General features: G+C 51.9%; 17 protein-coding genes. 16 read left to right on the plus strand and 1 reads right to left on the minus strand.

The genetic code is table 11. The features are described from left to right. Positions 1-49: 49 nt before the first annotated feature. The 16 genes from BFW38_RS00485 to BFW38_RS00560 all read left to right on the plus strand — a co-directional run bounded on the left by BFW38_RS00485 (position 50) and on the right by BFW38_RS00560 (position 16,117). A complete protein-coding gene (locus BFW38_RS00485) occupies positions 50-2,011 on the plus strand; it encodes a putative bifunctional diguanylate cyclase/phosphodiesterase (protein WP_068996630.1) in 1,962 nt (653 codons plus the stop codon). Positions 2,012-2,481: 470 nt separating this feature from the next. Further along, positions 2,482-3,147 carry a response regulator transcription factor gene (locus tag BFW38_RS00490; protein WP_068996631.1) on the plus strand — a complete coding sequence of 222 codons (666 nt, stop codon included), beginning with the start codon at positions 2,482-2,484 and terminating at the stop codon, positions 3,145-3,147. Continuing rightward, entirely contained in the window at positions 3,134-4,567 is a 1,434-nt protein-coding gene (locus tag BFW38_RS00495) for a sensor histidine kinase (protein WP_068996632.1), read from the plus strand. The genes BFW38_RS00490 and BFW38_RS00495 overlap by 14 nt, the downstream gene beginning before the upstream one ends. 188 nt (positions 4,568-4,755) lie before the next feature. Then, positions 4,756-4,956, plus strand: a complete 201-nt coding sequence (locus BFW38_RS00500) for a Flp family type IVb pilin (protein ID WP_068996633.1) — start codon at positions 4,756-4,758, stop codon at positions 4,954-4,956. Between the two features lie 3 nt (positions 4,957-4,959). Then, positions 4,960-5,517, plus strand: a complete 558-nt coding sequence (locus BFW38_RS00505) for an A24 family peptidase (protein WP_068996634.1) — start codon at positions 4,960-4,962, stop codon at positions 5,515-5,517. A gap of 14 nt (positions 5,518-5,531) precedes the next feature. After that, the gene (cpaB, locus tag BFW38_RS00510; RefSeq protein WP_068996635.1) at positions 5,532-6,434 is read left to right on the plus strand and encodes a Flp pilus assembly protein CpaB; all 903 of its coding nucleotides are present in this window, start codon (positions 5,532-5,534) and stop codon (positions 6,432-6,434) included. Positions 6,435-6,521: 87 nt separating this feature from the next. Beyond that, positions 6,522-8,015 (plus strand): type II and III secretion system protein family protein, encoded by a 1,494-nt coding sequence (locus BFW38_RS00515; protein ID WP_245686039.1) that lies wholly within the window; start codon positions 6,522-6,524, stop codon positions 8,013-8,015. Positions 8,016-8,059: 44 nt separating this feature from the next. After that, the gene (locus BFW38_RS00520; protein WP_084004361.1) at positions 8,060-8,758 is read left to right on the plus strand and encodes a CpaD family pilus assembly lipoprotein; all 699 of its coding nucleotides are present in this window, start codon (positions 8,060-8,062) and stop codon (positions 8,756-8,758) included. Between the two features lie 40 nt (positions 8,759-8,798). Continuing rightward, positions 8,799-10,049, plus strand: coding sequence for a CpaE/TadZ family protein (locus tag BFW38_RS00525; RefSeq protein ID WP_068996636.1), 1,251 nt, complete (start codon positions 8,799-8,801; stop codon positions 10,047-10,049). A 10-nt stretch (positions 10,050-10,059) separates the two neighbouring features. After that, positions 10,060-11,547 (plus strand): TadA family conjugal transfer-associated ATPase, encoded by a 1,488-nt coding sequence (locus BFW38_RS00530; protein WP_084004362.1) that lies wholly within the window; start codon positions 10,060-10,062, stop codon positions 11,545-11,547. Then, positions 11,544-12,524, plus strand: coding sequence for a type II secretion system F family protein (locus tag BFW38_RS00535; RefSeq protein WP_218186337.1), 981 nt, complete (start codon positions 11,544-11,546; stop codon positions 12,522-12,524). The genes BFW38_RS00530 and BFW38_RS00535 overlap by 4 nt, the downstream gene beginning before the upstream one ends. A 10-nt stretch (positions 12,525-12,534) precedes the next feature. After that, positions 12,535-13,482 carry a type II secretion system F family protein gene (locus BFW38_RS00540; RefSeq protein ID WP_068996637.1) on the plus strand — a complete coding sequence of 316 codons (948 nt, stop codon included), beginning with the start codon at positions 12,535-12,537 and terminating at the stop codon, positions 13,480-13,482. Between the two features lie 87 nt (positions 13,483-13,569). Beyond that, positions 13,570-14,496 carry a tetratricopeptide repeat protein gene (locus BFW38_RS00545; RefSeq protein ID WP_068996638.1) on the plus strand — a complete coding sequence of 309 codons (927 nt, stop codon included), beginning with the start codon at positions 13,570-13,572 and terminating at the stop codon, positions 14,494-14,496. Further along, complete coding sequence (locus BFW38_RS00550) at positions 14,493-15,053, plus strand: TadE/TadG family type IV pilus assembly protein (protein ID WP_068996639.1); 561 nt, start codon at positions 14,493-14,495, stop codon at positions 15,051-15,053. The genes BFW38_RS00545 and BFW38_RS00550 overlap by 4 nt, the downstream gene beginning before the upstream one ends. Position 15,054: 1 nt before the next feature. Further along, on the plus strand, positions 15,055-15,684 hold the full coding sequence (locus BFW38_RS00555; protein WP_068996640.1) for a TadE/TadG family type IV pilus assembly protein: 630 nt from the start codon (positions 15,055-15,057) through the stop codon (positions 15,682-15,684). Further along, complete coding sequence (locus BFW38_RS00560) at positions 15,674-16,117, plus strand: YbaN family protein (RefSeq protein WP_218186338.1); 444 nt, start codon at positions 15,674-15,676, stop codon at positions 16,115-16,117. The genes BFW38_RS00555 and BFW38_RS00560 overlap by 11 nt, the downstream gene beginning before the upstream one ends. 120 nt (positions 16,118-16,237) lie before the next feature. Here the strand turns inward: BFW38_RS00560 and BFW38_RS00565 are convergent, their stop codons facing one another. Next, on the minus strand, positions 16,238-16,876 hold the full coding sequence (locus BFW38_RS00565) for a biliverdin-producing heme oxygenase (RefSeq protein ID WP_245686040.1): 639 nt from the start codon (positions 16,874-16,876) through the stop codon (positions 16,238-16,240). Positions 16,877-16,948 lie beyond the last annotated feature (72 nt).

A 16,948-nucleotide genomic window follows, 5' to 3' on the forward strand; every position in this document is an offset into this window, starting at 1 on the left:
GCGGGATGCGATGATCGTGGACGAGGAAAATAAGAACGAGGATCTGCGCATGGCGAAAAAGCTTTATCTGCTGATTGGTCGCCAGGTGACGCTGGGGTTTATTGTCTTGACGTTCTTACTGGTCGTGGTGGTCGGTGCGGGGATGTTCGGGCTGTTGCATCAACACCACCAGGCCATGACGTTGCGGGAAGATTACAGTTTTGTCCGTGAACGTTTAGAGCGGCTACGGGTTGATGTGGCCATGATGCGCCGTTATGAAAAGGATATTCTGCTGCACTATAGTGAACCGACGACACGTGATGCTTATTTTGGACAATGGCAACGATATTATGACAATGCCTATCGTGGGACGCGAGATTTAGCCGAGTTGCCTCAAGCACCTGAGCTCTTGACCCGCCTGACTCGCACCATGTTGACGCATTTAGAGCGCTACTCTGAGGGCATGTCGCTATTGTCGGGCGACCTGGTTGCGGGTCGTATTACCTCGCCGAAAATAGGTAATCAGGTGGTTGAGCTGTATCAATCCAATCTGCGCGAGTTAGATACCGCTCTGCTGCAAACCAGTAGTTATCTGACCAGTCGGGAGGCTCATTTTTATGAAGCCTCCTATGGTTTACGTAATCAGATGCTGGTTGTGATTGGAGGGCTTGGATTGCTGGCATTATTAGCCAGTTTATTTGTTGCTTTCACCGTCACTCGTCGCGCTCGCACGATTGCCCTTCAATTAGACTATCAAGCGACTCACGATGACCTGACTGGGCTGTTGAACAGGCGAGGCTTTGAACGAGAAGTCGCATCCCGGTCGCATTTTCTCGACAAGGCGTCACTCGTTCAAGCGTTGTTTTACATCGATTTAGACCAGTTCAAACTGGTCAATGATGTGTGTGGGCATACTGCGGGTGATGAGCTATTGCAGCAGCTATGCCAGGTGATGAAGGAAGTTTTGCCTGAAAAGGCTGTTTTGGCCCGTATTGGTGGTGATGAGTTCGCGCTCTATGTCGATTTAGAGCAAATGGAAGATATTCCCTGGTTGGCCCAACGTTTATTGGATGCGGTACAGCAATATCGGTTTGCCTGGGAAAGCCGGTTTTTTGCTGTGAGTGCAAGCATCGGCATCATTCAGTTAGAAGAAGATGGAAGGCTGTTAAGGACGAGCTTGGGCAGAGCTGACGCGGCTTGTTTTATGGCCAAGGATCGTGGTCGCAACCAGTATGTATTGTTGGATGAGGCTGACCTGAAAAGTAGTGAATGGCAAAGTCAGGTGGATTGGGCCGCTCGTATTACAGAATTAATTGAATCGGACCGGCTACGCCTTCATTTTCAGCGTATTTTGCCGGTTGCGAACCCCGGTGATCGCTATAACAAGTGTGAGGTCTTGTTAAGAGCGCTGGATGATGACGGTGAGCTGATTATGCCGGGGGTGTTTATTCCTGCGGCAGAGCGTTTTTCGTTGATGAAGAACTTGGACCGTTGGGTGGTTCAGGCGGTGCTGCGTAATATTCAGGCGGGAGGCGAGTTATCACGGTTTCGTACCATTAGCCTCAATTTATCCGGAGATGCGATGAGTGACCCGGAATTTTGCCAATTTCTAGAGGCTCAGTTGGAACATAGTGGGGTTGATGGGCATCGCTTGTGCTTCGAGGTGACTGAAACGGTCGCGATTAATAACTTTGATCATGCCATACATTTGATCAGTGCCCTGAAACAGTACCATTGCCGCTTCGCTTTAGATGATTTTGGTGCCGGTGTTTCTTCCTTCGGCTACTTGAAGCGTTTACCGGTTGATGTGTTGAAAATCGATGGCGCTTTTATTCGTAATGTGAATTTGGATGCCGTTGATCAAGCCATGGTGCGGTCTGTGGTCGATGTCGCCAATAGTTTGAACCTGCTGACCGTGGCTGAGTTTGTTGATAACCCTGAGGTGATGGCTTGGCTTGAAGCCAATGGTGTGGACTATGCCCAAGGCTTTTATCTGCATAAACCCGAACCTGTTGATGGTGCTGATGCTTAATCGGGTATGAGCACCGCGTATTGCTTCTCTGGGTGGTTCAAGTGTTTCCGCCTTGCTTTTCTCTTTTCTCTTTTCTCTTTTCTCTTTTCTCTTTTTTATCGCATTGTCTCTCGTTTCGCTTCTCTAGGCCATCTCCGGTGGCCGAAGTACTTGTTCTTTGGGTTATTTTTTTTATTTATGAGAATGTTAATAATTATCATTTGATTTAAGGTTTAATAAAACTTAATCTTTACCCCTCTCAATTCCTGATAGAACTGACCTTGCTTAAACAGACCTTGATGTTCAGTCAGTCCACCATTTCGATGAGGGGGATGACGAGCGGTCTTCGTTAGGTGCTTGTCCCCGCTGGGTACTGGCTATTCAAGGTGTTCGTCATTGATCGGTCTGTTGAGTGTTGCTTGTTGAGATTGCCTGTTGGTTGAGCCGTGCTTCTTGAGCGTTATCAGCGGTTGTGTCGGAGGGTATGGGAAATGCGAGTATTGATTGTGGAAGATGATCACTCTGTGGGTCATTGGTTGACTCAAAAGTTTCACCGTAAAGGGCATGACTGTCGTCTGGTTGATGATGGCGAACCGGCGCTTCAAGCATTATCCGCTGAAGCTTTTGATGTCGTTGTGCTGGATCGAATGCTACCCAAAATTGATGGCTTAGAAGTGCTCAAGCGATTGAATGGTCAGCATGTGCCGCCCGTATTGATTCTCTCTGCCAATGATCAAACTTCTGATCGAGTGGAAGGGCTCAAAGCAGGGGCTCAGGACTATTTGGGCAAGCCTTTCGATTTTACCGAGCTATTACTGCGGGTAGAACTGCTGGCTCAGCGACAAAGTGCTTCTCCTATGGATGAATGTATTGAAATAGATGGCCTCTGTGTTGATCTGAAGCGTCGAGAAGTCCGGCGTGATGGACGCCTCGTTGCGTTGACAGATAAGGAGTTCAAGTTACTGGCGGTCTTGGCCGAACGGCATGGGCAAACAGTGACGCGCTCGATGTTGCTGGAGAAGGTTTGGGGATACAGCTTTGATCCCCAGACTAATTTAATCGATGTGCATTTATCCAAGCTGCGACAGAAAGTAGATAAAGGCTTTGCACGTCCACTCATTCGAACCATTCGTGCGACGGGTTATGTCCTGGGTTAGTTTTTTATCGTTGCGACAACTGTTGAGTACCAGCAGTTTTCGGCAGGCTTCAACCATTGCTTTTATTTGTCTGTTGGTGTCTTTGGCCTCCATTGTATTCAGTAACCACTTGCTAGAAGTGATCATGCGAGGCCATGTGCGTGACATGATTCTTAAGGATATTCGCAGCCATCAAGTGCGTCAGGATTTAATGAGCTCCACGTCATTACTCAGCGCTTTGGAAGCGGCCTATGTGCCTGAGCTCAATCATGATCAATATCTAGTGTTGACGGATGCCTCGGGACAACAGCGCTACGGTGCCCCGTCGCTACGTGCGCTTAGCCTGTGTGAGCCGAAATGTCAGTGGCAAGAAGATGAAGTGATCTTGCCTCAAGGGCATGTATTACAGCTACTGGGGATGACGGTACGCTTGCCTGATGGCGGACGTTATTACACTGCCTTTGATATTCGCCCCATGTTGGAACGGACACGGATCATTTCTTTGATGACCGGGGCTGGCCTGTTGTTAATTCTGCTATTCATTCTGGTGATTAGCTTACCCTTCGGGGTGCGCAATTTATACCGTATCAACCGTATACATGAAGCACTACGCCAATTCACGGGCGGCGATCATCAAGTGCGTGTGCCGGAAAATCCGATGGGTGATGAATTTGATCGCCTGGGTTGTGAAGTGAATCAAAGTTTGAAGCGCATTAACCGTTTGATGGAGGAAGTTCGACATGTCTCCAATCATATTGCACATGAGTTACGCACCCCCTTAACACGCTTGCATGGTCAGTTAGAGCGCGCCGTGGAGCACAGTATCGATATGCAGCAAGATGACGCCATGCGCCAGCCGTTACTGGATGCGGTGACGGAAACCGAGCGTATCCAGCATTTGTTCCGTGCGGTGATGCGTATTGCCGAGGTCGAGTCTGGGCGCTGTGCTCATCAGTTTGAGCCCTTTAATGCTCGCCAGCTATTGGCTGAAGTCGCTGAATATTATGAACCGCTGGCACAGGCGCGAAGGTGTCAACTTCGGATTGAAGCCGATGATGAGCTTTGTCTGGTGGGAGATCCTTCGCTGCTCTTTCAAGCTTTGGCCAATTTAATTGATAACGCACTTAAATACGCGCCCGAAAATGAGCCTTTAGTGTTGTTCGCTGAGTTGAACGCGCCATGGGCTTATTTAGGCGTCGTCGATAAAGGCCCGGGAATTCCTCGTCATCAAATTGCCTATGCGGCAGAGCGTTTTCGACGTTTTCACTCACCGCGTGAGATACGGGGAAGTGGTTTGGGGCTCACGCTGGTACAGGCGATTGCAGAGCTTCATGGCGGCGATTTACAACTCTCTCATAACCCTCAGGGATCGCTCGATGCGCCGGGTTTAAAGGCCGTATTGGTGCTGCGTTCATTGGCCTCGGCTGAAGTCGTCGCCTGAGTTCAATCAAGCACTGTGTTTTTCCTGGCTCGAGTTAAGAATTCTTAATGATGCTTCGGTTGCCTGTTTTATGAGAATGAATCTTAATATCACGAAGTCGGATCAATGAGAAGTCGGATGGATGATGTGGATTTATTCATTCAGGTGCGACTCATTCCCTCTATTTTTTACTGTGTGGAGCCCATGACATGTTACGTGCAATTAAGCGTTTCCTTCAGGATGACAGCGGCGTAACCGCTATTGAATACGGCATTCTGGCCGCTGCAATGGCGGCTGCTATCGGATTGATCTTTGGCTCTGATGGTGTCTTCGTAACGGCTTTGAAAGATCGTTTCGCTTCTATTGCTGACCAGATTACCAATACCAATAGCCCAGGCAGTGCAAAGTAACTCATGGATGGTGTGATTCCCTGGACCACATGGCTGCTGGTGCCTTTTCTCATCTGGGTTGTGGTGTCTGACATCTTGTTTCGGCGTATTGCCAACCGATTGATTTTGCTGATGTTGTTGATCTGGTCTGTAGTGACGTTGGCACATCTTGTGATCGCGGCAGGAGAGGGAGGGCTTGCTGAAGCGCTGAGTCACCTTGGGCATGCCGTTGTCGGCGCTATCGTGGTTCTGGTCGTTGGCTTTCTTTTGTTTCAGATGGGGCAGGTCGGCGGCGGTGATGTCAAGTTGATCGTCATGCTGTGTTTATGGTTAGGGCAGGGCGAGCAGTGGGTCTTTGTCATTATGACTTCCTTGATTGGGGGCGTGATGGTCTTAGGGTTGCCGCTGTTATATCGAGCGGAAGTTGGGTTGGCCCGAGCTTGGCAGAGTGTTAGCCGAAGGCTGGCGCTTAATTGGCCGACGCCATTGGTATTGACCGAACATCGTCCTCAAGGGTTGCCCTACGGTTTGGCCATTGTGGCGGGTGCTTTTTACACCCTCTTTGTTCACATTTATTACTGATTCATGGTGGGTATATGAAGACCCCTTCTGTATTGCTACTGGCCGGAACCTTACTTGTTGCAGGCAGTGCAGCCGTGTTGGTGAGAGCTCTGTTGCAACCGGCACCTGCGCCAGTGGTTCAAGTTAAAGATGTCGCGCCTCCACCGCCTAAGCCGCCCCAGCAAGCCATTCTTGTGGCGCGTCATGATCTGCAGCCCGGCGCTTTTTTGGATATGGGAGCCATGCAATGGCAGGCGGTTGAATCATCCTCATCTTCAGCATCGTTATTGTTTTTTGTGAAAGGTCAGGATGATGCCCGTGAAGTCATGGGCGCAACCCTTAGGCAGCCGATCAAGGCCGGAGAAGCCATCAGTCGTCGTGATGTTGTGAAGCCTGGTGAGCCCGGTTTCATTGCGGCGGTGATTCGCCCTGGTTATCGCGCTATTTCGGTGCCGACCAGTGCTGTAGCCAGTAATTCCGGCCTGATTTCGACCGGAGATCGAGTCGATGTGATTCTGAGTCTTGAGCGGGATCAAGGCGAAGCTTCAGGCCCAGGACAAGTGCCATTCTTGGCCTCACAGACGTTGCTACAAGATATCCGAGTATTGGCTTTAAATAATGTGGCGATGAGCGAATTGCAGTTGAGTGGAGAGCAAGCCGAGCCGTCAGATAGTCGCCGTTATAGCCGCTACGACACTGTGACACTGGAGGTTCTGCCGCGTGAGGCTGAACAGTTGGCGGTTGCCAAAGAGGTGGGGACCTTGCAGTTGGTCGTGCGTGGCCGTCGAGAAGCGCCTCTTCAAGGCCAATCAGACCCTTCGCAGCAACGTCTCGCTGTGACCACCTTGCCCCAGGCCACACAGGTCTATCAATCCCGACAGCCTTCTTCTTCTATTCGGTTGTTTCGTGGTGAGGCCGTCGAAGAGCGGCTTCAGTGATCGTAGATTGATTGGGCGTCATTAGCGCCTCCAGTCACCTCCTGTGTCTGTTCATCACAGGCTTGGGTTAACCGGAATGTTTACAGCATGATGTGTTTATTGACCTCATTATTTTCAGGCCATCAGGCATTGTTGCGCCCTTTGTTGTTACGACTGTTGCGGCCATTGTCGTCGTTACAGCTGGTGTCACTACTCTTCTTTTTTCAGGTCGGTCTCGTTCAAGCGAATGTGCCTGAGCCTCTCAGCCACGTTGCGTCGCCGAGTACGCATGCACTGACACAAGTTGAAGAGCAGCAAACGCTTAATCTGGTGGTCAAACAGGGGCGTCTGCTGACATTGCCGCGAGCGGTATCCAGCGTATTAGTGGCTGATCCTGAAGTTGCGAATTTTCAGCTACCTTCTCCACGTAACCTCTTTGTGTTTGCGAAAGGCGCCGGTACGACCACGCTTTATGCGCTGGATGCGCGAGATCGAGTCGTGGCTGCGATTGAAGTGGTTGCACAGCATGATCTTGAGGCGTTGACCCAGGCCGTCGAAAGTGAGGTGCCCGATGCTCAAGTTCGCTTTGCTCCTGCCTCGGGTAATGGGCTTGTTGTGCGTGGACATGTTCGTACGCCCCAGCAAGCGAAGCATGTGATGCAGGCCATCAATGCTTTTTTCGGCGGTGACGAAGGTGATTCTGGCGGTGGTCAGCAGCAAGGGCAGGGGGGTGGTCAGGGCAGTGGTAATTCAGTCCCTCGGATTATCAATCAGCTCAACGTCGAACTATCAGCTCAAGTCAATATTAGTGTGCGTATCGTCGAAGTCTCTCGCAGCTTAAGCACCGATTTAGGATTGAACTGGGAGCTAACCCTGAAAGGCGGCGACTATTTTTTCCGCAACGGCACTGCACTGTTTGATAGCGCGACGAATAGTTTTATTCCCGATGCGATGACCAGCGGCATCGTGGCAGGAGGGACTAAATCTATTGGTTCAGCTTCAGTCGGCGGGTTATTAAATGCGCTGAGTAGTGATGGCCTGGCCACCGTATTGGCTGAGCCCAATCTGACGGCAATGTCCGGTGAAACAGCCGGCTTCGCGGCCGGTGGTGAAGTCCCGATTGTGATCGTGACCAATAATAACGTCACCATTGATTACAAGCAGTATGGCGTGATCATGCGGATGACGCCGACGCTGCTCTCCCCCAACCGCATTAGTTTGCATATTGCGCCTGAAGTCAGTGATCTCTCCAATGATGGCGCTGTCACTTTCGGCGGCAACCAAATCCCGGCTTTTAAAGTTCGTCGTGCTGATACGACGGTTGAGTTGGCCAGTGGCCAGAGCTTTGCCCTGGCAGGCATGTTGCGTAGCAGTTCGGCGCAGGAAGTATCAGGTGTGCCAGGTCTCCGTGATATTCCCGGTTTGGGCCGGTTGTTTGAGACCGAACGCAACCGTCAGGAGGATACGGAGCTGGTCATTATTGCCACTGCCTATGTCGTCGAGCCCAGCAATGCCGGTGATTTCCAAACCCCAGGTCAAGGCATCGAGACCTTGGATGCAGCGACTTTACCGCCAAGCGCTTCAGCGGGTTATTTATTTTAAACCGGGCGTCTCAAGCCGAATGTTTATTGAAGAGGAGCTGCCAGATGTCCATAGCCATTCATCCTCGGTTCATACGTACAGCCACCATGAGTCGACGTGCCGGTTTCGTTGTACTGCTGGCCTCGATACTACTGATCAGTGCTTGTGACAGTTCAATCAATCGTATGCGTGTGAGCCGCTTGGGCCCCTTTCCTGAGGCCAGAATGCCGGAAGTTAAACCCGTGGCATTGAGCACCTATGTTGAAGTCGATGAATCCGGGGCGCTGAGTTCGGATTCCATGACGCGATTGAATCGTTTACTCCAACAACAAGGGCGACTACATCATCAGACGCTGATGCTGCGCCCGATTACCGCACAGGGTGAAGCCATTGCCCCACGTTTGGCTGCTCGCTTGATGCGTGGGGGGGTGCCAACAGATCAAATCAAATTGTTGCCACGAGCGGATCAGCACCAAGGGCTGACGGGCGATCTTGGCATTTTATCTTCGGCCTTAGTGGTGCAAGTCCCTGATTGTCGAATTGCGCAAACAGACACCTGGATGGTGAAGCCTTATGCCAGTGTGGGCCCTTTGGGATGTGCTAATCGGGCTAACTTAGCGCGTATGGTGGCCGACCCAGAAGATCTGCTCCATGGCAAACCTCTGGCTGGAGGTGATGGTCGAGCGGCGGCCAATAGTGTGGATCGCTATTACGAAGATGATGTCCGGAAGCTGCTGGATATCGATTTCAATGGGGATGACTGATGTCGGCTTGGGTAAGACCTGCATTAGATGAGGTCCGTATATGAGTGAGAAAAAGTACGTGGAGACTGCTCGAGAGCACGAACAACAGGCGGCGTCTTTGATGTTGTTTGTTCAGTCCCGTCAGGAGGTCAGTCATTATGCCGAGATGCTGGTACGACTGAATCATGCCGCTGAGCAAGTGAAAAGTGGCGGCATTCAGTCGGCAACCCAATGGTGTCAGCAGCACCCCACTCCACAAGTGCTGATTGTGGATATTGATGGTGACACCGTACCGCTGCAAAGCTTGTCGGAGCTGGCGGCGGTCTGCCACCCGGACAGTGCGATTGTCGTGATGGGGAGCCAGCAGGATGTCAATTTATGTCGGACGTTACTGCGTCATGGTGCTTTTGATTATCTGCTCAAGCCTTTTGCTTTTGATCTTTTGTCCGACGTTTTTAAGCGTGCTTTAGCGCGTGATGATTATGAGGCGCAACAGACCCGTGTGCGCAGCGGGCGAACCATCGCCGTGACGGGCGCTCAAGGGGGCGTGGGTTGTAGTTCTTTGGTTGCCGCGCTCTCGCGCCAACTGTCAGAGCAGATGAAAATGCGTTGTGCGGTTGTGGATTATGATCGTGTCAATGCGGCACAGGCGCTCTTGTTGGGTGGGGAGGGTGATGCCGGTTTAGCCGCAGCACTCTTTAGTGAGCATATTGATAGTCGCTTTTTGCAACGTGCGATGAATCAAGTGAATGAGCGGCTATTTCTATTAGGCCAGGAGGCTGAATTCGAGCCGGATTATGCCTTCGAGCGAGACCACCTTTTGATGACCGGCGCCAGCTTGTGTCGCATGTTTAATCAAGTCATCTGGGATCTTCCTGCTGCTCGCCCATACGGCGCGCTTGATGTGTTGCGCCATGCCCAAATGCGCATTTTGGTGACTGAGTTGACGGTGACTGGGGCGCGTAATACCTACCGGTTGATGCAGGCCATTGGCAATGAAAGTGATGGCCAGCAGTTATTATTGGTGGCTAATGCTGCCCATGCTGACGCGGCTCAGGTGATTGCCCGTGATCAGTTTGAAGCCTTTATTGAGCGCAAGTTGGATGTCGTGCTGCCTCATGCTGGGGATGTATTGAGTCAAAGTCTTTTAAATGGGCCTCTGGAATGCTCGCCTCAGAGTGAATGGACTCAAGCACTAGAGCGCTTGACAGCTTTGGCGGTGGGTCATAACCCCCAATCGCAACAAGCGGTGATGACCCCTTGGACTCAGCGTTGGCGACAGTGGCTCAAACTGGGTCGGCAGGCCGCTTAGGAGGGATGTCATGCTCGTAGATTATCGGCCATCGCGTGTTGCAGAGTCGACGTCATTGTCGTCATCAAAAAGGGCGTCTCAGGTAGCAGAGACTTCATCTACGGATTCTTTGCATTCAGCACCTCCGGATGAAACAGCAACGGTCGCATCGTCTGCGCCAGTCGTTGATCACACGTCTTCTGGTGTGACGTCGACATCATCGGCCAGTCGGCGTCAGTCGCGTGGATCTGGCAGCAAGCGTTCAAACACCTCGACTGATCTCGGGCATCAGCATCGTCGGATGATTCGAGGTTATCTGTACGATCAAGTGGATCCTCGTAAAGCAGCGACCATGGCGCCGGAGGCGCTTCGTGTTCAGATCGAGGGTTTGATTCGGAGTTTCTGTGATGACCAGCGCCTCCAGTTATCGCGCCAGGAAGAGGGCAGCATTGCTGAAGAAATGCTGCATGAAATGGTGGGGTTGGGGCCTCTAGAGCCTTTGCTTCACGATGACAGTATCAACGATATTTTGGTGAATGGTCATGGTCAGGTGTTTGTCGAGCGTTTTGGCAAACTTGAGTTGAGCCATGTGACCTTCGTTGATGAAGAGCATGTGTTTAATACCGCACAGCGGATTGCGGCAGGGGTCGGGCGCCGCATTGATGAAAGCCACCCGATGGTGGATGCCCGCTTGACTGATGGTAGTCGTGTCAACGTGGTGACCTACCCCTTGGCGATTGATGGCACTAGCATCTCGATTCGTAAGTTTATGCGTCGAGATATCTCATTGCAGAATCTGGTTGAGCGCGATGCGATTTCAGCGGAAATGGCTGAGGTCCTGGGTCGCGCGATGATGGCCCGTTTAAATGTGGTGGTTTCTGGGGGTACCGGGGCCGGTAAAACAACATTGTTGAATGCATTATCTCGGCAGATCAGTAATCGTGATCGTATTTTGACCATTGAAGATGCTGCCGAATTGCAGTTACAGCAGCCCCATGTGGTGCGTTTGGAGACCCGCCCGGTCAGCGCTGAAGGGACCGGTAAAGTCGATCAGCGAGATCTGGTACGCAATGCTCTGCGTATGCGGCCGGATCGGATCATTCTGGGTGAGGTCCGAGGGGGTGAATGCTTCGATATGTTGCAAGCGATGAATACCGGCCATGATGGCTCCCTTTGTACGGTGCATGCCAATACGCCGCGCGATGCCATTATGCGAATGGAAAATATGGTGATGATGGCGGATATGCCCTTGCCACTGGAAGCCATTCGCCGTCAGATTGCCAGTGCGGTGAACCTGATCATCCAGATTGAACGCATGCGGGATGGCACTCGTCGTATTGTGTCCATCACCGAAGTATGTGGGATGGAAAATGATGTGATTCAGACTCAGGAGCTCTTCCGCTATCAAGTGACGGGCACTCAGAGCGATGGCCGCTTGATGGGGCATTTTGAATCCAGTGGTCAACGTCCGGATTTCTATCACGCTCATGCGCACTTGTTTCAGGGAGGTGCTGCGTGACGGCTTTACTTGATCTGTTGACGTTGCTGGTTTTTGTCGGCGTCATCCTGATGGCGATGACCTGGCGTAGTTTGAAAGGGAAAAAGCGCCAGGATGAAGCTATTCAAGCACGTTTAGATCTGTTGAAGCAGCATTGGGCGCCTACCGGTGTGTCGTCGACCGATGCCGTCGGAATTCTGCGCGATCTGGATACTTTGCCGGTGAGTCATTGGCCTTGGATCGGACCGATGATGACTCGGCTTTGGTTGAACCTGGGGCTGATTGGTTGGCAGGCCGGATTGCGTCAACGTTTGATGATTCTCGGGTTGATCAGTGTGCTGGCGGGTGCAGGCCTGGGCCATCAGACGCCATGGCCTTGGATGGCCAGTCTGGGGCTGACACTGACCCTTTGGTGGGGGCTGTTTCAGCTCATGTATCGGCATGCGCTGAATCAGTATCTCAGTGCGCTTAAAGCCGCTTTGCCTGAGGCGATTGATGCGATTACCCGTGCCGCGCGGGCGGGCGTACCCGCGACGAATGCATTTGCGATGGTCGCGCAGAATATTCCAGGCGCTTTAGCGCGCGAATTTACCTTGATTGACAGCTGGATGCAGCTGGGGATGCCGCTAAAGCAAGCCATTCAGGATTCTGCTAGACGCGTGCCGTTACCCGAATATCGGTTTTTTGCGGTGATTATCATCATTAACCAGGAGGCCGGTGGGCGTTTAGGGGAAACCTTGGAGCGTTTGTCTGCCACCTTGCGTGAACGTGCGGAGTTGGCATTAAAGGTTCAATCAAAAACATCTGAAGCGCGCGCATCCTCCAAAATTGTGGCCTCTTTAGTCCCACTGGCGTTGGCTTATATGTATTTCAGTTCACCTCAGGATTTTCATTTCCTATTGAGTGATCCGACGGGCAATAAAGTGTTGTTTTATGCTTTTGGTAGCGTGTTGCTAGGGCTTTTGATTACTCAACGTATGGTCCGGAGGGTTTCATGAGGAGGGGGTCATGACGATCGTTGCGGCCGCTGCTTTAGCCTGCCTGATGGCCGGTAGTGGGTTGGTGTTGATTGCGCTTCACCTACGTCAGCGTCATGTCGGGCTGAATGAACGTTTACAGATGGTGCCCCAAGCGCAACAGGATCCACAGACGCGTGACAGTGTGCTCAAAGCGCAAGGGTTTGCTTTGTCATCGGCTCAGGCTCGCTGGTTGAATCCGCTCATTCAGTTGGGTGACCGTTTGGCCGGTACCGAGGGCGACCGAGAGAAAATGCAGCGTCTGCTGTCTATGGCGGGTTTTCATCAGGGTTATGCGCTGGGGCTCTTACAAAGTATCAAGTGGTTCAGTGGCGGCCTGTTGATGCTGTTTGTCTGTGGTGGGCTGCTTGATAGTGATTCGCGCTGGGGGCTGAGTGGCTTGGTTGCGGCCTTAATTTCACTGTTTATTGGCACGATGCTGCCTGAGCTGTTGCTCAAGTGGCAGAGTAATCGTCGTGGGGGCCGTTTGGCTCAGGCTTTGCCGGATGCGTTGGACTTGATGGTGATCTGTGCCGAAGCCGGCTTGCCGCTGGGACGAGTGCTTCAGGTGGTGTCTCGGGAGATGACACTCTCAGCGCCTGAAATTGCCGGTGAACTTCGTTATACCTTTGCCGAGCTCCAAGTGCTGAATGACCGGCCCCGAGCTTTGCTTAATCTCGCTGAACGCACCGGCGTTAGTGGTATTGAAAGCATGGTGGCAACCTTGATCCAGGCTGAGCGTTATGGCACTCCGCTGGCACAAGCGTTGCGCACGATCTCTGATGAGAGTCGTAAATCGTTGGTGCTGCGTTTGGAAGAGCGTGCTGGCAAGCTCCCTGCCCAACTGAGTGTGCCACTGATGACGCTGATTTTACCGCCTATTGTCGCCATGATGGGGGCGCCTGCGATGGTGCGGATTATTCGTATTCTGGGGCAGTGATGGGTGAGTGTTGTGAGGAGTCTGGGTCATGGCGCCATGCCATGCGATGACACTGAAATCGAAATCGATAAGTGAGCAAGAGAGCACATGATGTTACTGAGTTGGCACTGGTGTATGACATATACCGCTCTCCATGTGATGAAGGTGGTCTCTGCGGTGATGACCTCTGCGGTTAAAGCCTGGCTTGGGCTGCTATTGCTGGTGATGGTGTTAAGTGGCTGTAGCGCTGCGGCAAGACAACCCGATGCGCCTCAAGCGGTCACCCCTGAAAATCGGGCAGAAGAGGCGCTGAATCTGGCGCATGTCTTGCGTGACAATGGTCGTTTACAAGCGGCCTATGAAGTGTATGCGCGTATGGACCAACGGGGTGAGCTGGCGGGTCAATATTTGCTGGAGTTTGCGACATTGGCCAGTCGTGTGCGTCCTCCGCAGGATGCCTTACAGCTTTATGCGCGTGCGGCCAAGGTATTGCCTGAACCGCGTGCAGATAAAGTGCAACTGGCGTTATGTCTGGGGCAAGGGCAAGCGCATCTAGCACTTGGTCAGGTCAATGCGGCGGCTCATGACATGCGCTGTGCGCTCAAGGTTTCGCCCGATAATGTACAGGCGCTGAATGGTCGCGGGGTTGTCTATAACCTGCAAGGCCAAAACCCGCAAGCCCAGGCGGATTTTTCTCGGGCGCTGCAGTTAGATCCGGGGTTTACTCCCGCATTGAATAATCTTGCGCTCGCTCACCTCGTCGCGGGTGACATTAAGCAGGCCATTAACGTGTTACAACCCGCCAGCCAGCATGGAGGGGTGGCATTACGATTGAACCTGGCGTTGGCCTATGTGCTGAATCAGCAGCCTGAACAGGCTCGGCAGTTACTGGCGGAGCGACTTAAAGCGGATTATGTCAGCCGTATCATGGATCGTTTTGAAGTGACGGCTTCACGTATCGCTGGGGGGGCCTCGGTGGCGCATGAGTTGCTATTAGCCAGCCAACAACCATTGCCATTGAAGGATCAGCCATGAGAAGCCGATTGTGGCGCTTAAGCTTCACGCGTCATCAAGCGGGGGTGACTGCCGTTGAAACCGCGCTGATCTTTCCGATTTTGATCTTTGGCATCATGATGCTATTTGAGCTGGCACGTGTGGGTCTGATGATCAGTATTGGTGGCACCGCTTTGGAAAGGTCGTTGCAAAGTTTTCGCTATGACATCGCTTTTTACGAGCAGGGCGACAGCGTGCTTCGGGATGTCATTCGCACGCGGATGCTGGATTACGGCTATGGGTTGTTGACTGACGATGCGCTTAAAATTGATGTGCTGAGCTTTGACTCTTTAGCGCGCATGGGGTCTGACGACACCGAGCCTGATGCATCATCGGATGAGGCGTCATCTGATGATGAGGCCGAAGCGGGCCAGCGGGATCCGTTATTACCCCCAGTATTAACCGTCACGGCTGATATCAAGGCCCGTTTTATGACGCCTTTGCCCGAGTTATTTGGCCTGGGCAATACATTCCAGTACCAGTTTCGACAGGTCTTGGGGAATCTGACCAGTGAATTGCCTGAGTCTGATGAAGATTAATATGAAGTGGTGGCGATTCCGGCGCTTTCAATTGCAACATTGTCAGCGGGGGAGTGCTGTTGTCGAATTTGCACTTTTGATGCCGCTGCTACTGTTCCTGGCATTTGCTGGCACGGATTTGTTTCGCGTCAGCCATGCACGGGCCGAGCAGGAGCAAGTGGCCAATACCTTGGCATCAGTACTGACTCAGCAATCAACTTGGACCGCACCGGGGATCGATGCACTTCTCGCCCATTTATTACCTGATGATCGGTCGTATGAAGTGGTCATCAGCCGTGTGCAGTTAGATCGTGAGTTAGTTTGGTATCCATTATCCCTGGGGAATACGACTGAGCTTTGTCCCCGTTATGGTGGCGATGGCGGTCTTTATACGGCTTCGCTACCGGAGGAGGCCAATATCGGGGGTGATGGTGATAACAGTAATGGTGATGAAGATCAGCGGCACCAGGTGTCTTTGTTAGTCGTTCAGCTCTGTCGTCAAAGTGATGATTTGAATCTACTGACAGGGTTATTAAACAGTAAATTAATGCAGAGTATCTCGATTCAACGAATGGCTCATCAGCGGATTGAACTCGATGATACTTTGAACGAAGCGCTAGTGAAGGAGGATGACGAGCGAGATGGCGCCTGATGATATCAAAACTCGAGATAATCCGGGCGCAATGGTTTGGGACGCCAATTCTGCATTAATGGCCTCAGGTTGGAAACGCCGTGCCTATCAATGTTTGGCTTATCTCAGTTTGGGCGTTGCGCTACTGGGTGTCATTCTTCCTGGGCTTCCTGCTACTGAGTTCGTTTTGTTATCGGCCTGGGCCGCAAGCCGAAGTTCTCCGAGATTACAGCGTTGGCTGTATCAGCACCGTCTTTTCGGCCCGATGTTATACAACTGGCATCAAGGTGGGATTGTGACGCGTCGTACCAAGTGGATGATGACGCTGAGTATGAGTGCTGGTGCGATCATTTTATGGCTACATCAGCCGCCACTGTGGTTATTGGCGTGTGCCTTGGTCGGCATGGCTCTCGGTGCAATCTGGGTGTGGCGCCGACCTGAAACGTCTAATTAATATCCGAAAGATGAACGCAGCCAAACGGCTGCGTAGTCAATGAGGCCTGTTCGTTGTGAGCTCTGTTCGTTGTGAGATCAGTCGTTTATAAGAGATTGGCCGTTGCATAAGATTAATTGATTATGCGGCCTCAATGGGTTGGAAAATCTCATTTAAGGCTTGGCGATAGAAAGCGAACGCCTGACGAGCACCTGAGATACCTGCGGTTTGTTGTGCAGATGAGAGTGGCAGGGCATTCATTTGAGCGACAAACTGGCGCCAGTGCAGACCTCGACCTTCAGGATGAGCGGCTAAATGACTTGCCCCATGAGTTTCAGTCAGCCCCATTTTCTGGGTTTCTTTAAATAGAAAGGCTGCCCCTAGGTTGGATCCCTCACTGCAATATAACCAGCCCAGTGCGGTTTCGGGGTGCAGGTCTTTTAATGGTGTTGGACGTGCAGGAATCGCCAGATCTAAAGCGTCCAGGTCGGCTTCGACCTTCTCCAGTCGAGGCAGCTCATTCAAGCCCGGTAACCATTGATTCAAGGTGTCATGGTGATAAAGCTCGTGAATGATGCCGTGAAAGCGATGCTGCAAGCGCAGAAACTTCTCGTAATGGCGTAAGCTACTAAATGGTTCAGCAGCCATAACATGATGGTCAACACCTTCGTGTTCTGAACGTGTAGAAGCCTTCAATTGTGCGGCAAAAGCCAAAGAGGGGTCTGCTGGCTCTTTGGCCATGTGCTGAAGGTCGGTTACGTGATGGTTTGAAGCATTCATGGTGATTCTCATGATTGATAATGATAGGCAATATCATGAGTGGCTGGCTCATTTGCCTCAATCTGAGAAGCA

It is taken from the genome of Terasakiispira papahanaumokuakeensis (genome assembly GCF_001709345.1).
Taxonomy (GTDB): domain Bacteria; phylum Pseudomonadota; class Gammaproteobacteria; order Pseudomonadales; family Halomonadaceae; genus Terasakiispira; species Terasakiispira papahanaumokuakeensis.

What these genes read in the sequence shown, in the direction of transcription:
- BFW38_RS00485 (WP_068996630.1), top strand. Translation starts at nt 50, where the DNA reads ATGGCGAAAAAGCTTTATCTGCTGATTGGTCGCCAGGTGACGCTGGGG.
- BFW38_RS00490 (WP_068996631.1), top strand. Translation starts at nt 2,482, where the DNA reads ATGCGAGTATTGATTGTGGAAGATGATCACTCTGTGGGTCATTGGTTG.
- BFW38_RS00495 (WP_068996632.1), top strand. Translation starts at nt 3,134, where the DNA reads ATGTCCTGGGTTAGTTTTTTATCGTTGCGACAACTGTTGAGTACCAGC.
- BFW38_RS00500 (WP_068996633.1), top strand. Translation starts at nt 4,756, where the DNA reads ATGTTACGTGCAATTAAGCGTTTCCTTCAGGATGACAGCGGCGTAACC.
- BFW38_RS00505 (WP_068996634.1), top strand. Translation starts at nt 4,960, where the DNA reads ATGGATGGTGTGATTCCCTGGACCACATGGCTGCTGGTGCCTTTTCTC.
- cpaB (WP_068996635.1), top strand. Translation starts at nt 5,532, where the DNA reads ATGAAGACCCCTTCTGTATTGCTACTGGCCGGAACCTTACTTGTTGCA.
- BFW38_RS00515 (WP_245686039.1), top strand. Translation starts at nt 6,522, where the DNA reads ATGATGTGTTTATTGACCTCATTATTTTCAGGCCATCAGGCATTGTTG.
- BFW38_RS00520 (WP_084004361.1), top strand. Translation starts at nt 8,060, where the DNA reads ATGTCCATAGCCATTCATCCTCGGTTCATACGTACAGCCACCATGAGT.
- BFW38_RS00525 (WP_068996636.1), top strand. Translation starts at nt 8,799, where the DNA reads ATGAGTGAGAAAAAGTACGTGGAGACTGCTCGAGAGCACGAACAACAG.
- BFW38_RS00530 (WP_084004362.1), top strand. Translation starts at nt 10,060, where the DNA reads ATGCTCGTAGATTATCGGCCATCGCGTGTTGCAGAGTCGACGTCATTG.
- BFW38_RS00540 (WP_068996637.1), top strand. Translation starts at nt 12,535, where the DNA reads ATGACGATCGTTGCGGCCGCTGCTTTAGCCTGCCTGATGGCCGGTAGT.
- BFW38_RS00545 (WP_068996638.1), top strand. Translation starts at nt 13,570, where the DNA reads ATGATGTTACTGAGTTGGCACTGGTGTATGACATATACCGCTCTCCAT.
- BFW38_RS00550 (WP_068996639.1), top strand. Translation starts at nt 14,493, where the DNA reads ATGAGAAGCCGATTGTGGCGCTTAAGCTTCACGCGTCATCAAGCGGGG.
- BFW38_RS00555 (WP_068996640.1), top strand. Translation starts at nt 15,055, where the DNA reads ATGAAGTGGTGGCGATTCCGGCGCTTTCAATTGCAACATTGTCAGCGG.
- BFW38_RS00560 (WP_218186338.1), top strand. Translation starts at nt 15,674, where the DNA reads ATGGCGCCTGATGATATCAAAACTCGAGATAATCCGGGCGCAATGGTT.
- BFW38_RS00565 (WP_245686040.1), bottom strand. Translation starts at nt 16,876, where the DNA reads ATGAATGCTTCAAACCATCACGTAACCGACCTTCAGCACATGGCCAAA.